Annotated in this window: 12 protein-coding genes; 9 read left to right on the top strand and 3 right to left on the bottom strand. The window is 39.8% G+C overall.

Going from position 1 to position 12693, the window contains the following annotated elements; translation table 11 throughout:
• Positions 1–37: 37 nt before the first annotated feature.
• Positions 38–1141: a trans-sulfuration enzyme family protein gene (locus A33Q_RS03375; RefSeq protein WP_009035826.1), complete on the bottom strand. Its 1104-nt coding sequence runs from the start codon at positions 1139–1141 to the stop codon at positions 38–40.
• A gap of 84 nt (positions 1142–1225) precedes the next feature.
• Positions 1226–1708: a DUF4293 domain-containing protein gene (locus A33Q_RS03370; protein WP_009035825.1), complete on the bottom strand. Its 483-nt coding sequence runs from the start codon at positions 1706–1708 to the stop codon at positions 1226–1228.
• 106 nt (positions 1709–1814) lie between these two features.
• On the opposite strand from A33Q_RS03370, the gene truA reads away from it, so the two are divergent.
• The 7 genes from truA to A33Q_RS03335 all read left to right on the top strand — a co-directional run bounded on the left by truA (position 1815) and on the right by A33Q_RS03335 (position 8690).
• Entirely contained in the window at positions 1815–2567 is a 753-nt protein-coding gene (gene truA / locus A33Q_RS03365) for a tRNA pseudouridine(38-40) synthase TruA (protein WP_009035824.1), read from the top strand.
• A gap of 12 nt (positions 2568–2579) precedes the next feature.
• A complete protein-coding gene (locus A33Q_RS03360) occupies positions 2580–4355 on the top strand; it encodes an ABC transporter ATP-binding protein (RefSeq protein ID WP_009035823.1) in 1776 nt (591 codons plus the stop codon).
• 167 nt (positions 4356–4522) lie between these two features.
• Positions 4523–5107, top strand: coding sequence for a hypothetical protein (locus A33Q_RS03355; protein ID WP_016254588.1), 585 nt, complete (start codon positions 4523–4525; stop codon positions 5105–5107).
• Positions 5108–5111: 4 nt separating this feature from the next.
• Positions 5112–5627 (top strand): AraC family transcriptional regulator, encoded by a 516-nt coding sequence (locus A33Q_RS03350; protein WP_040489818.1) that lies wholly within the window; start codon positions 5112–5114, stop codon positions 5625–5627.
• 333 nt (positions 5628–5960) lie between these two features.
• A complete protein-coding gene (locus tag A33Q_RS03345; RefSeq protein ID WP_009035820.1) occupies positions 5961–6515 on the top strand; it encodes a hypothetical protein in 555 nt (184 codons plus the stop codon).
• A gap of 137 nt (positions 6516–6652) precedes the next feature.
• Positions 6653–7678: a uroporphyrinogen decarboxylase gene (gene hemE / locus A33Q_RS03340; protein WP_009035819.1), complete on the top strand. Its 1026-nt coding sequence runs from the start codon at positions 6653–6655 to the stop codon at positions 7676–7678.
• 253 nt (positions 7679–7931) lie between these two features.
• Positions 7932–8690: a DUF6733 family protein gene (locus tag A33Q_RS03335; RefSeq protein ID WP_009035818.1), complete on the top strand. Its 759-nt coding sequence runs from the start codon at positions 7932–7934 to the stop codon at positions 8688–8690.
• Between the two features lie 71 nt (positions 8691–8761).
• Here the strand turns inward: A33Q_RS03335 and A33Q_RS03330 are convergent, their stop codons facing one another.
• The gene (locus tag A33Q_RS03330; RefSeq protein ID WP_009035817.1) at positions 8762–9562 is read right to left on the bottom strand and encodes an MOSC domain-containing protein; all 801 of its coding nucleotides are present in this window, start codon (positions 9560–9562) and stop codon (positions 8762–8764) included.
• A 449-nt stretch (positions 9563–10011) separates the two neighbouring features.
• Between A33Q_RS03330 and dnaK the strand changes: the two genes are divergently transcribed.
• Positions 10012–11940 carry a molecular chaperone DnaK gene (gene dnaK / locus A33Q_RS03320; protein ID WP_016254586.1) on the top strand — a complete coding sequence of 643 codons (1929 nt, stop codon included), beginning with the start codon at positions 10012–10014 and terminating at the stop codon, positions 11938–11940.
• Between the two features lie 267 nt (positions 11941–12207).
• Positions 12208–12582 carry a co-chaperone GroES gene (locus A33Q_RS03315; RefSeq protein ID WP_009035815.1) on the top strand — a complete coding sequence of 125 codons (375 nt, stop codon included), beginning with the start codon at positions 12208–12210 and terminating at the stop codon, positions 12580–12582.
• Positions 12583–12693: the final 111 nt, after the last annotated feature.

Raw genomic sequence — 12693 nt, 5'->3', positions numbered from 1 at the left:
AAAATAGTACCCAAAAGGCTGTTAGTACAGCCTTTTTCTATTTTGATAATGCCTGATCCATATCCATTAAAAGGTCGTCCATATGCTCTAGCCCGACCGATACCCTAATCAGATTTTCAGGAGTAAGGCTATCAGGACCTTCTGAAGCAGCTCTTCTTTCTATCAGACTTTCTACGCCTCCCAGGCTTGTGGCATTGGTGAAATACTTCAATTTACCGATGACCTCATCTGCCCTAAGTGCATCACCTTTGACCAAGAAAGAAAGCATACCCCCAAAGCCTGACATTTGGGTGACCGCAATTTCATGTCCGGGATGTGATTTTATTCCTGGATAATATACAGCCTCTACCTGAGAATGATTGTTTAGATATTCTGCCAATATCCCTGCATGCTCCGCATGTCCTTTCATCCTGTACGGTAATGTTTTAATACTTCTACACAGGAGATAGGCATCAAATGGAGAAGGGACTGCACCACCTGTTTTTTGTACAAACTTCACTTTCTCCCAAAAATCATCTTTATGTTTTGCCACCAAAGCACCTCCTAGAATATCACTATGCCCACCAAGGTATTTGGTACTGCTGTGCATCACAATATCTGCTCCAATTAACAACGGATTTTGAAAAACAGGAGAAGCAAAGGTGTTGTCACAAGCCACTCTTACCTTTTTTCCAGCTGCAATTGAACAAATTTTTCTAATGTCAGAAATCTTCAAAAGTGGATTTGAAGGTGTTTCCACCCAAACCAATTTTGTCTCGGGAAGTATTGCTTCTGCTACATTTTCAGGATTGGTCATATCCACAAAGCTGACTGTGTGGATTCCTTGAAACATTTGAACCAACTGAGCCCGTAACCCATGGTACATGTCATCAGGTGCAACAATATGACTTCCCGGCTCCAAAGCCTGAAAGACAGCCATCCCAGCAGCATTTCCTGAGGAGAAGGAAGCAGCATCTTCTCCGAACTCCAGCTTTGCCAAAAGGTTCTCTAAAGCAAACCTATTAGGGTTGTTTGCCCGGGAATAAACCATAGAATCTTCCTGATGAAGAAAAGTAGTGGAAGTGGTAATGGGTTGGACTGCAGGTTTATTTGAATCATTGACATAATTCCCCGCATGAATGGCTATAGTTTCAAGTTTCATTTCGTTAAGTTTTGGCACATAATATTAAAAAAGAAAAGCCAGCGGATTTACTCGCTGGCTAATTATCTTTTAGAATACTTTGAATTACCTGATTCTATCTACAGATCTGACTAATTTTTCATCTTTTCGAATGAAGCGGTTGGCCAGCATGTTCATGACCAGAGCTGCAAATATCGCCCAAAATCCCAAAACAAAGGCTCCATTGACATTAGGATTGAAATCCGCATTGGCAGTATGCGTAAACCAGACGATCAGGCCTACATTTGCTACCATCGCAAGGGAATTGAACATATTGAGCATCATTTGTTTTCCTCTATTTTTATATGAAAATATGCTGAAAAGGGCCAATGCAACTGAAACAATAGCCAGTATGCCTATTACAATCGCCTTAGATTCGCTGGCCAAGACCTCTTCACTGGCTACATCTATAGTTGTCAAGCTCCAAGCAGTAAGGGTCATGAGCTGGGTTTGATCAGGGTTTACCTGTTGCCATATAGGAAAGATCAAAACCAAAATCATGGCTACTGCCAATAAAAAAAGAAAAACAGTCTGAATTCTTTGTATCATGTCTTTTTTAAATTTTGACAAAGAAAACGCCTTATTTTCTGATTCGCAAGGTTTGTATAAATGGACGCTTAATTTTGGAGCGGAATAGTATCTTTGCAGGAGAAAAATGGAAACAAAGCGATATTTTCTGGAATTGGCTTATAAAGGAAGTGGCTATCATGGATGGCAAATCCAAAAAAACGCCAATTCGGTGCAAGAAGAAATAGAAAAAGCATTGAGTGTTTTATTGGGAAAAAACACTCCTATTGTAGGCAGTGGAAGAACCGATACCGGGGTACATGCCAGTCAGACTTTTGCCCATTTTGATTCAGACATTGAGTTGGAAAAAGAATTGTTCACTAAAAAATTAAATGGAATCTTAGGGAAAAGCATTGCTATTTACGATCTGATACAAGTTAAAAATGAGGCCCATGCAAGATTTGATGCTGTAGAACGAGAATACCTTTACCGTTGTATCAAGCGGAAAAATCCATTTGAATCGGAATCTTCTTGGCAGATTTACAGCAATCCAGACATTGATTTGATGAATCAAGCTGCCAAACTTCTTCTCGAATACGATGATTTTGAGTGCTTCAGCAAAGTGAAAACAGAAGTCAATAATTTTCGCTGTGAAATAAAAGAAGCCATCTGGGAACAAAATGCCCATGAATTGTTATTTCATATAACTGCCAATAGATTTTTGCGCGGAATGGTCCGGGCCATCGTTGGTACTTTAATGGAAGTAGGGCTTGGAAAAATCACCGTTGAAGATTTCAGAACCATTATAGAAAGTAAGAACCGTAAAGAAGCCAAATCATCCGCTCCCGCGCAAGGGCTATACCTTTGCAGGGTCACGTATCCCGAAAAAATATTTATCTAAATAGACTACCCATTGAGCCTGGAAAAAGAAAATGTCAAAAGCGGTGAAATCATAGACACCGAAGTACTGAAAAAACTGTACAGGTTTGTACAGCCTTACAAGGCACAGTTTTATTTTTTAGTATTTCTCACCATTGCATTGGCGATACTTGCACCCACCAGACCCTATTTTATTCAGGTAGCCATAGATGATTATGTTGCTGTTGGAGACGGACCAGGCCTAGTAAAAATCATCTATTTATTGGTCTTTCTATTAGTGCTTCAGGCAATCGTTCAGTTTGCACACACCTATTTGTCAGGATGGATTGGTCAGGTTATCATCAAAGATATCAGGATTAAGCTTTATAAGCATTTGCTTAAAATGCGACTTAAGTTTTTTGACAACACACCCATAGGTAGACTGGTGACACGGAATATTTCTGATATAGAAACCCTTGCTGATGTCTTCAGTGAAGGACTGGCAGCCATTATAGGAGACCTGCTGCAGCTAGTTACTATCTTAGGAGTGATGTTTTACATAGACTGGAGGCTTACTTTGGTCAGTTTATGCACCCTCCCACTTCTGATTATTTCCACCTACATTTTCAAAGAAAAAATCAAAGTAGCTTTTAACGATGTTCGAAACGCCGTTTCGAATCTCAACTCTTTTTTACAGGAACATATCACCGGAATGAATATCGTGCAGATATTCAATAGAGAAGGACGGGAATTTGAAAAATTCAAAGAAATAAACAAAGACCACAGAAAAGCACACATCAAATCAGTTCTGTACTATTCCATTTACTTCCCCGTGGCAGAAATCATTCAAGCCATAGGAATAGGGCTAGTGGTCTGGTACGGTGCCACGGGGGTTTTCGACACCGATATTCAAGTAGGGGTTTTGATTTCATTTATCATGTACCTTCAGCTGTTTTTCAGACCAATAAGAATGATTGCCGACAGGTACAATACCTTACAGCTTGGTGTAGTAAGCTCCTCCAGGATTTTCAAACTCCTGGAATCCAAAGAGCAAATACCCAATGAGGGAGATTATAGTCCGGCGAAGATCAAAGGAAATATCAACGTGGAAAATGTCTGGTTTGCCTATAATAATGAGGAATGGGTACTGAAAAACATCAACTTTGATGTCAAACATGGCGAAACTGTAGCCTTGGTAGGAGCCACCGGTGCAGGCAAATCCTCTATCATCAACCTTATCAGCAGATTTTATGAAATCAACAAGGGAGCTATCAAAATTGACGGAACAGACATCCGTGAGTTTGAATTGGATACTTTGAGAAAACATATAGGTGTGGTTCTTCAGGATGTATTTCTGTTTTCTGATACTATTTATTACAACATCACCTTGGGCAATCCAAATATCAGCAGGAAACAGGTAATGGAAGCTGCGGAATTGGTTGGAGCCAAAAAGTTTATAGAAAGGTTGCCAGCTGGGTTGGATTATAATGTAATGGAAAGAGGAGCTACTCTTTCTGTAGGACAAAGGCAATTGATCTCATTTGTGCGGGCAATGGTCTACAATCCTGAAATCATTATATTGGATGAAGCCACTTCATCTGTGGATACAGAGACGGAAGAACTGATCCAAGGAGCCATTGAAAAAATGATGAAAGGGAGAACCTCCATTGTCATTGCTCATAGGCTTTCTACAATTCAGAAAGCCAATAAAATCATTGTGCTGCATCAAGGAGAAATCAAAGAGGTTGGCACACATGATTCCCTTTTAGAGAAAGAAGGCTACTATGCCCAACTCCATCAAATGCAGCTAAAAACAATGGCAATTGGCTGATTCTGCCTTATTTCTAATTTTTTGATTCTTTGGTCAAAAATTAAAACTCTAATTTTCAAAAGACTACAAAAAAATTCAGGGAATACTTTGAATGAGGTCCTAAATTTGATAGAACAGAACATAATTTTGCCCCGTTAAGGCAAGTTGAAAACAAAAAACAAAAGCGTGTGAAAAAAATTATTTTACTATTAATGACTTTAATTCCATTGGCAACGTTTGCACAGGAATCTAGTGTAGGATTAAGATTAGGAGAACCGCTTTCTATCACCTACAAAACTTTTTTGGATGAAAACTTCTCAGTAGAAGGACTTTTTGGAAGAGCAGGTGTAAACAGTGCTCAATATTACCGCAGATCTTTTGAAAACAACCGACCCAGTGCCAATGCCTTTTATTCCGGTCATAGCGCAGGAAGTGCACTTTCTCTCAGTGGGCGGATTGCGTACAATGAGGATTTTACCGACGAATTTGGTATCACGGAAGGATACCTTTTGGGTTATGCGGGAGTAGGTGCCCAAATTAGATCTGTTAGGGTTGACTATGCATATACAGACACTTCGATTTCTCCGATCAACACTTTGAGAGATAGTAGAAGAAACATTGACTTTGGACCTGAGGTTTATGGAGGAGGAGAATATTATTTTGATGATCTCCCGTTAAATGTATTTGCTGAGATTGGTTTATTTATGGAGCTTTTGGATAGATTTGGCCATCTTCGCTTGCAAGGAGCAATTGGTGTAAGGTATATATTCTAAGATCATGTCAAAAAAACCTCTCCTTTTTATTTTAATCTTAATGCTTGTTTTAGCAGTAATAGGGTTTTATATGTTTGGTGGGTTTGAAGAAATTGAAATTTCCAGTGAAGACTTGGGGCAAATTGAATTAGTTGGGGTTCATTATAAAGGCACCCCCCAAAACCCGGAACTCAAAGCTTCTTTTGAAAAAATGGAGCAATTTGCCAATGCTAATCCTGAGGCATTCCTGAATACAATCTACTATATAGAGCCCGCAGGCAAGCTAGATACCATGGAAGTTTTTGTGGGAGTCGAGAAGCAATGGATAGAGAATGTTGATGGGCTGGATTCGAAAAGCTTTGATGGCTCAGACGCAATAATTGCCAGCATACAAGGCCATAGGTTTGTGATGCCTGGACCAAAAAAGGTTCAGAAAAAAATCGAAGCATATGCGTTGGAAAATAACAAAGAAACTCCTGACCTCTATATTGACCAGATTTTCAGCCCAAGTAAAGTACGTGTCATTGGAGTCAAAAAATGATCAAAAAAAAGGAAAATCTATAACTTTCAAATATATTGGTAGTTAATTATAGATTATGTATATCGGCAATTGGATCAGCAACCTATTTAATGTGGGTCTTGAATCAATCCCATCCTGAGTCTTCGGGATTGGATATTTATCCCGGTTTATCGGGATTCGCTTTAAATCAAAGACTTATTCTATTATAAAGGTTCTACTGTCCTGCGAGCGGACAATCATGCTATAAATTAACCTAACTCAAATTTTGAAGTTGCACTGGATTTAATCAGAGATTAGATTGCAAAATCTCATTCTAAATTTCATCCAAAAATTTAACCGCTAAAAAATAATCAAATGAAAAAACTACTTGGAGCAATCGCACTATTTGCCTTGATATTTCAGGCATGCGAAGGACCAATGGGTCCTCAAGGTCCACAGGGACCACAAGGTGAGCAGGGTCAGCAAGGGCCTCAAGGACAGCCTGGAGATTCTTTTGTTGGTCTGGCCTATGAAGTAACACTGGATTTCACAGCAGAAAACGATTATTTTGAAGTATTGGAGTTTCCAGAGCCTTTAGTGGAAAGTGATATCGTATTGACTTTCATCAATTGGGAAACATTTGATGGAGTAAGGGTATGGAGACTATTACCTCAAATGGTCTTTTTCGAGGAAGGCTTTTTGAGATATAATTACGACTTCACGGAATTTGATATTGCACTTTTTCTGGAAACCAATTTTGATCCGGAAATATTGGATGATTCTTGGAAACTTGATGTAGGATTTAGAATTGTTGTCCTACCGGTAGATTTTGCTAATGGAAGACTTGATCTTTCAGATATGGACGAGCTACTAAGAATGACAGGAATCCAAGAAAAAGATTTCATTAAATTAGAGAGGAAAGTCAAGTAAACTTCTTCCATTTGTTATTTAAAATCCCGACCTGTTGATTATGTCGGGATTTTTTTATTTCCAATAAAAGCAAGAAGATAATTGAATGTTTTGGATTATAGCCCTGATATATCCGCTTCCTATTTTATCTTTGCGCCATGCAATTGAAAAACGACCTACTATTACGTGCAGCCAAAGGCGAAAAGACAGAAAGAACTCCTGTTTGGCTGATGAGACAAGCTGGCAGAATTCTTCCTGAATATAGAGCAGTAAGAGAAAGTGTCAGTGGTTTTATTGAGCTTGCCCAGACACCTGAACTTGCCGCAGAAGTCACCATCCAACCTGTTGACCTGCTTGGAGTAGATGCTGCTATCATTTTTTCGGATATCCTGGTAATCCCAGAGGCCATGGGACTTCCTTACGAGATGGTTGAAAAAAGAGGCCCTTGGTTTCCCAAGACTGTGCAATCGGAAACCGATCTGAAAAAATTAAGAATTGCAGATGGGGAAGATGACCTGAGTTATGTCATTGACGCCATCAAAATCACCAAGAAAGCCCTAAACGGAAGAGTTCCTTTGATCGGCTTTGCTGGTGCCCCATGGACTATTTTTGCTTACATGATCGAAGGTTCAGGAAGTAAAACTTTCTCAAAAGCCCGGGCAATGCTCTATACACAACCTGATTTTTCCCATAAGCTTTTGCAGATGATCACAGACAGCACCATCAATTACCTCAAAGCCCAAATCAAGGCCGGTGCGGACTTAATACAATTATTTGACAGTTGGGCAGGCATACTGCCTCCTGACCAATACGAGGAATTTTCTCTTCGCTACATTTCCAAGATCTGTGATGCCATTACTGAAGTACCCAAAACAGTCTTTGCGAAAGGTGCTTTCTTTGCAAGAGAGGATATGGCAAAACTCAAATGCCAAACTATTGGATTGGACTGGAACATGGGAATTGCAGAATCAAGAAAAATGATCGGAAATGGAAAAACCCTTCAGGGAAACCTGGATCCAGCAGCTCTTTATGGCTCTCCCAAGCAAGTAGAAGCTGCCACCAGAAACATGATGGAACAGTTTAGAGGAAGCCGGCACATAGCCAACCTGGGACATGGAGTTTATCCCGACATCAATCCGGAAATGGTAAAGATTTTCATAGAAACCGTGAAAAATTTTAAATAAAACATCAATTCATTAGCAATACCACAAAGAGGCCCCAAAAGGCCTCTTTTTTTATTTTATAACGATTCCGTAATGTTTTTACATAGTCATTAATAAAACTTCAATTGCTTAAATTTTTAACATATTTTAATCATTTCTATTGCATTTTTAAAAATATAAGGTAATTTCAAACCTTGAATTCAGGATTTATACATTAATTTTATAAATACTGGTTCATTTTAAAACCTATTTTACAACAAAACCTATTAAACTTATGAAAAGAAGATTTACAAAAGCAGGTCTAATAACCATGTTATTGGCCTTCGTGATGATTATTGTCTTACCACATGAATCCAAAGCGCAGGATGACGACAGATTCTCCATGGATGTCACTCTCAATTCAGACATTTTCTTCGGGTTCTATCCATTTTTTGCAGGGTCTTACAGTTTAAGTGAAAAATCAGCCTTTACATTTTATGGGATCTTATGGTCTGGAGGAGCTGCCGGTGGAAGCTGGGGAAACTGGACTGAATTTGGTATCGGTATGGACTTCACAGTAGCAGAGGGAATCAATATTAACCCTCAAATCGGGTTACTTAGTGGTAGCTTGACATCAGGCTTAGGTACTCCGGTACTTGGGGAAGGCATAGTTCCCAACCTGACTATCGGGATAGATAAGGCAAGAACTGAAGGTGAAATTTACTTCGGGTATTATAGTGGTTTTGATCACGGCAATCCAAACACCAATAACTATATTCACTATTGGGTCAATTATGGGGTCAAATTCTCCCCTTTCTTCTCAGCTGGCCTTCACCTGGAACAATTAAGATTTACAGGAGGAATGAATCAACCCGAGGATCCTGCATACGATTTTTATTTAGCATTGGGCCCATACGTTCAATTTGCTGATCCTAATGGAGGTGCTTTTGCAAGATTCACTTCGGGTGCAGACTTAAGAAGTGATGATATGATCGCAAAAAGCGGTTGGACCCAACCTTCATTCTTCAAGCTAACTGTTGGGTATAGCTTCTAAAAAATTATTGACTACAGCCAAATTATCAACTAAGCTAAACTATCAAGTAAAGGCCGGGAATGTTTCCGGCCTTACTTTTTTTGGGGTATCAACACATCTCCCACCGACACCTTTTTCCCTTCTATGAGCAACATATTTTGACCAAATAAGACATTTTTATCGACTGTCCTGTAAGAAGAGAGAGTCTTGAGAGGCTCCTTCCCCTTTTTGGCAGTATCTTGATCAACAGTCGTCATCACACACCTGGCGCATGGCTTGGTCACTTTAAAAATCGAGTCGCCTATTTTCAAAGAATCCCAAGTATCCTCCTCAAAAGCACTCCCACCCGAAAAGACAAGATTGGGCCTAAACCTATCCATAGGGATCTGTTTTTCCAGACGGGAATTCAGATCATCCAAAGATGATTGACCTATCAGTAAGTATGGCATCCCATCAGCAAAGCTGACTGACTCATCATTGATAGCATATTTGGGTTTGAGTTTTCTTTCAGTGCTGTCAGGCATACTTACAAGTCGGGTTGAAAAACCTAAAAAATCAGAAAACCAAGTACAAAATTTAGATTCCAAAACCTCTGCCTCTACTTCATCTTCCCAAATTTGAACCATGGTTCTCCCTTCAGCTTTGGATTCAAACGGTATTTCCAAATAATTCTCAGAATCAGTTTTCGAAACTACCTTAAGCCCATCTTTCCCCAAAGACACTTGAAGCAATGCCATTTTTGGATGCTTTCTTTGAGACAGAAAAACACCCCGCTCATCAATTAGCATCCACCTTCTATCGTATTTGAATCCTTTTTCCTCCAAAACCCAAGAATCAAGCCTGATGCCTCCCAAAGACTTGATAGGGTATATATAAATATCCTGTAGCTGCATATTTCAATCTTTTGTCCGAACTGTGAATTTAAGCACATTCCCTTTAGGAACACTTATTTTTCAAAAGACAGATTGAAAAAGCTTCAATAAAGAAAAGACAGGAAGGGATTCAGTAGAGCTCCAAAAAGTAAAAAACCAACAAATAAGGCCTATCATCAGCCAACGTAACCTTTCCTTTTTAATATTTCTGGACACCATACCTCTCAGATACACAACCAGCGGCAAAAGTTGCTTTCCATTTGACAAAAAGTTGGATACCCTAATCTTTTGCCGGAATGAAACTGACAATTCGGATGCTTCTTAGGTGACATCTTGTGGAAATCAGAAACACTCACCTGACAGAATCCTGTCAATCTGACACAAAAACACTTAATAATTCTATTGGCACATCCCTTGTCATGAAGCAAGTGTTCAATGAATAAGCATCTATAACTGAAAAATATATAATCATGGGAAAAATCATAGGTATAGACTTGGGTACAACCAACTCATGTGTAGCCGTAATGGAAGGAAATGAGCCGGTAGTAATCCAAAACTCCGAAGGTAGAAGAACAACACCGTCCATTGTTGCCTTTTTGGACAATGGTAATGGAGAAAGAAAAGTAGGTGATCCTGCCAAAAGACAGGCCATCACCAATCCGGCCAACACCATCTCCTCCGTAAAAAGATTCATGGGGAAAAAATTCTCCGAAGTATCTGAAGAGAAAAAACATGCTTCCTACAAAGTAGAGCAAGGGACTAACGACACCGTTGTAGTGAAAATCGGCGATCGTTCTTATACCCCTCAGGAACTTTCAGCAATGATCCTTCAAAAAATGAAGAGCACTGCGGAAGATTTCTTAGGCCAAGAGGTAACCGAAGCAGTTATCACTGTACCGGCCTACTTCAATGATGCAGAAAGGCAAGCAACAAAAGAAGCTGGTCAAATCGCAGGGCTTGAAGTAAAAAGAATCATCAATGAGCCTACTGCAGCTGCTCTGGCTTATGGTATGGACAAGAAAAATCAGGACATGAAGATCGCAGTGTATGACCTTGGAGGTGGTACATTTGACGTTTCTATCCTTGAGTTGGGCGATGGTGTATTTGAGGTAAAATCCACTAATGGTGATGTTCACTTGGGTGGTGATGACTTTGACCAAGTAATCATCAACTGGTTGGCAGACGAGTTCAAAGCTGAGGAACAAATTGACTTGAGACAAGACCCAATGGCACTTCAGAGATTAAAAGAAGCCGCAGAAAAGGCTAAAATCGAATTGTCCAGCTCGTCTTCTACTGAGATCAACTTGCCTTACATCACGGCTACTCAGACAGGGCCTAAGCACTTGGTTAGAAACTTGAGCAGATCTAAGTTTGAGCAACTTTCCGAAGATTTGGTGAGAAGATCTATGGATCCTTGTAAAAAAGCACTTCAGGATGCAGGACTTTCAGCTTCTGATATAGACGAAGTTATCTTGGTAGGTGGTTCCACACGAATCCCTAAAATTCAGGAAGAAGTAGAGAAATTCTTTGGCAAGAAACCCTCAAAAGGTGTAAACCCAGATGAGGTTGTAGCCATAGGGGCAGCTATTCAGGGTGGTGTATTGACCGGAGAAGTAAAAGACGTATTATTGCTTGATGTGACTCCACTTTCATTGGGTATAGAAACAATGGGTGGTGTATTCACCAAATTGATAGAAGCCAACACGACCATTCCATCCAAAAAATCAGAGGTATTCTCAACAGCAGCTGACAATCAACCTGCAGTGGACATCCACGTACTTCAAGGCGAAAGACCTTTGGCAAAAGACAACAGATCAATCGGAAGGTTCCAGTTGAGTGATATTCCTCCAGCACCAAGAGGGGTTCCTCAGATTGAAGTAACTTTCGATATTGACGCTAACGGTATCCTCAATGTGTCTGCAAAAGATAAAGGCACAGGTAAAGAGCAGAAGATCAAAATTGAGGCCTCTTCAGGTTTGTCTCAAGACGACATAGAGAGAATGAAACAGGAAGCAGAAGCCAACGCTGCATCGGACAAAGCCGAAAAAGAAAAAATCGAAAAACTTAACCAGGCTGACAGCTTGATTTTCTCTACCGAAAAGCAATTGAAAGAATACGGAGACAAGCTTTCTGATGGCAACAAAGCCAATATTTCTTCTGCATTGGAAACTTTAAAATCAGCACATCAGTCCCAAGATTTAACAGGAATAGATTCCGCAATGGAAGGCCTAAACAAAGCTTGGGAAGCCGCTTCTCAGGAAATCTACAATGCAACCCAAGGCGCTCAGCCAGGTGCTGATCAAGGTGCCGCTGCAGATGCAGGTACTGGCGCATCCTCTGAATCAGGTGATGGCGTATCTGACGTGGACTACGAAGAAGTATCTGAAGACAAAAAGTAAAATAAATCAATACTCAAAAGAAGGCATCTGTATCTGATATGGATGCCTCTTTTTTTGGGAAGCTAGGGACAATTACGATTTACGAATTACAAGACTTTTTTGTGTTCATTGCAACAAATCATTTGAAAGAGCAATTCATAAAGTTTATCTGTATATGATCTTGTTTGCATGTCTTGCCTTGTTTTCTCGGTCACAAATCTAAATTCTGAAATTTACAATCTAAAATTGTCACTAGCTTCTCGCTTTTAATTTCTAAACGCCAAAAAAATGCAACTCACCCCAGATAACAAACTGAAAAAACTGATCATCGTCGGCGACCGGGTCCTGATCAAACTCCGTAAAGCGGATGAAAAAACTTCCTCAGGCCTTTTTCTTCCTCCGGGAGTGCAGGAAAAGGAAAAAGTACAACAAGGTTACATCATCAAAACAGGTCCTGGCTATCCTATCCCTTCACCCGTTGAAGATGATGAACCATGGAAAGACCGGGATGAAAGCATCAAATACATTCCACTACAAGCCAAGGAAGGAGATTTGGCAGTATTTCTGGTCAACGGTTCATACGAGGTAATGTACGAAGGGGAAAAATACTTTATTGTACCGCAACACTCTATTTTGATGTTGGAAAGAGAGGAGGATTTTTGATTTATAAATAAACAAGGTCAAAAAAGCCCTGTCAGTTTCTAAATCTGACAGGGCTTTTTTTTGAGAATTAATTATCCGATAAATTTTATAAGAGACTGTAATCTAAACTCT

This window comes from Indibacter alkaliphilus LW1, from assembly GCF_000295935.2.
Taxonomy (GTDB): Bacteria; Bacteroidota; Bacteroidia; order Cytophagales; family Cyclobacteriaceae; genus Indibacter; species Indibacter alkaliphilus.
Note: the sequence above shows the minus strand (reverse complement) of the source record. Positions and strands in the feature narration are given on the sequence as shown.

Excerpts from the sequence above, each read along its gene's own strand:
- A33Q_RS03375 (WP_009035826.1), bottom strand. The coding sequence starts at position 1,141 with ATGAAACTTGAAACTATAGCCATTCATGCGGGGAATTATGTCAATGAT.
- A33Q_RS03370 (WP_009035825.1), bottom strand. The coding sequence starts at position 1,708 with ATGATACAAAGAATTCAGACTGTTTTTCTTTTTTTATTGGCAGTAGCC.
- truA (WP_009035824.1), top strand. The coding sequence starts at position 1,815 with ATGGAAACAAAGCGATATTTTCTGGAATTGGCTTATAAAGGAAGTGGC.
- A33Q_RS03350 (WP_040489818.1), top strand. The coding sequence starts at position 5,112 with ATGTCAAAAAAACCTCTCCTTTTTATTTTAATCTTAATGCTTGTTTTA.
- A33Q_RS03345 (WP_009035820.1), top strand. The coding sequence starts at position 5,961 with ATGAAAAAACTACTTGGAGCAATCGCACTATTTGCCTTGATATTTCAG.
- hemE (WP_009035819.1), top strand. The coding sequence starts at position 6,653 with ATGCAATTGAAAAACGACCTACTATTACGTGCAGCCAAAGGCGAAAAG.
- A33Q_RS03335 (WP_009035818.1), top strand. The coding sequence starts at position 7,932 with ATGAAAAGAAGATTTACAAAAGCAGGTCTAATAACCATGTTATTGGCC.
- A33Q_RS03330 (WP_009035817.1), bottom strand. The coding sequence starts at position 9,562 with ATGCAGCTACAGGATATTTATATATACCCTATCAAGTCTTTGGGAGGC.
- dnaK (WP_016254586.1), top strand. The coding sequence starts at position 10,012 with ATGGGAAAAATCATAGGTATAGACTTGGGTACAACCAACTCATGTGTA.
- A33Q_RS03315 (WP_009035815.1), top strand. The coding sequence starts at position 12,208 with ATGCAACTCACCCCAGATAACAAACTGAAAAAACTGATCATCGTCGGC.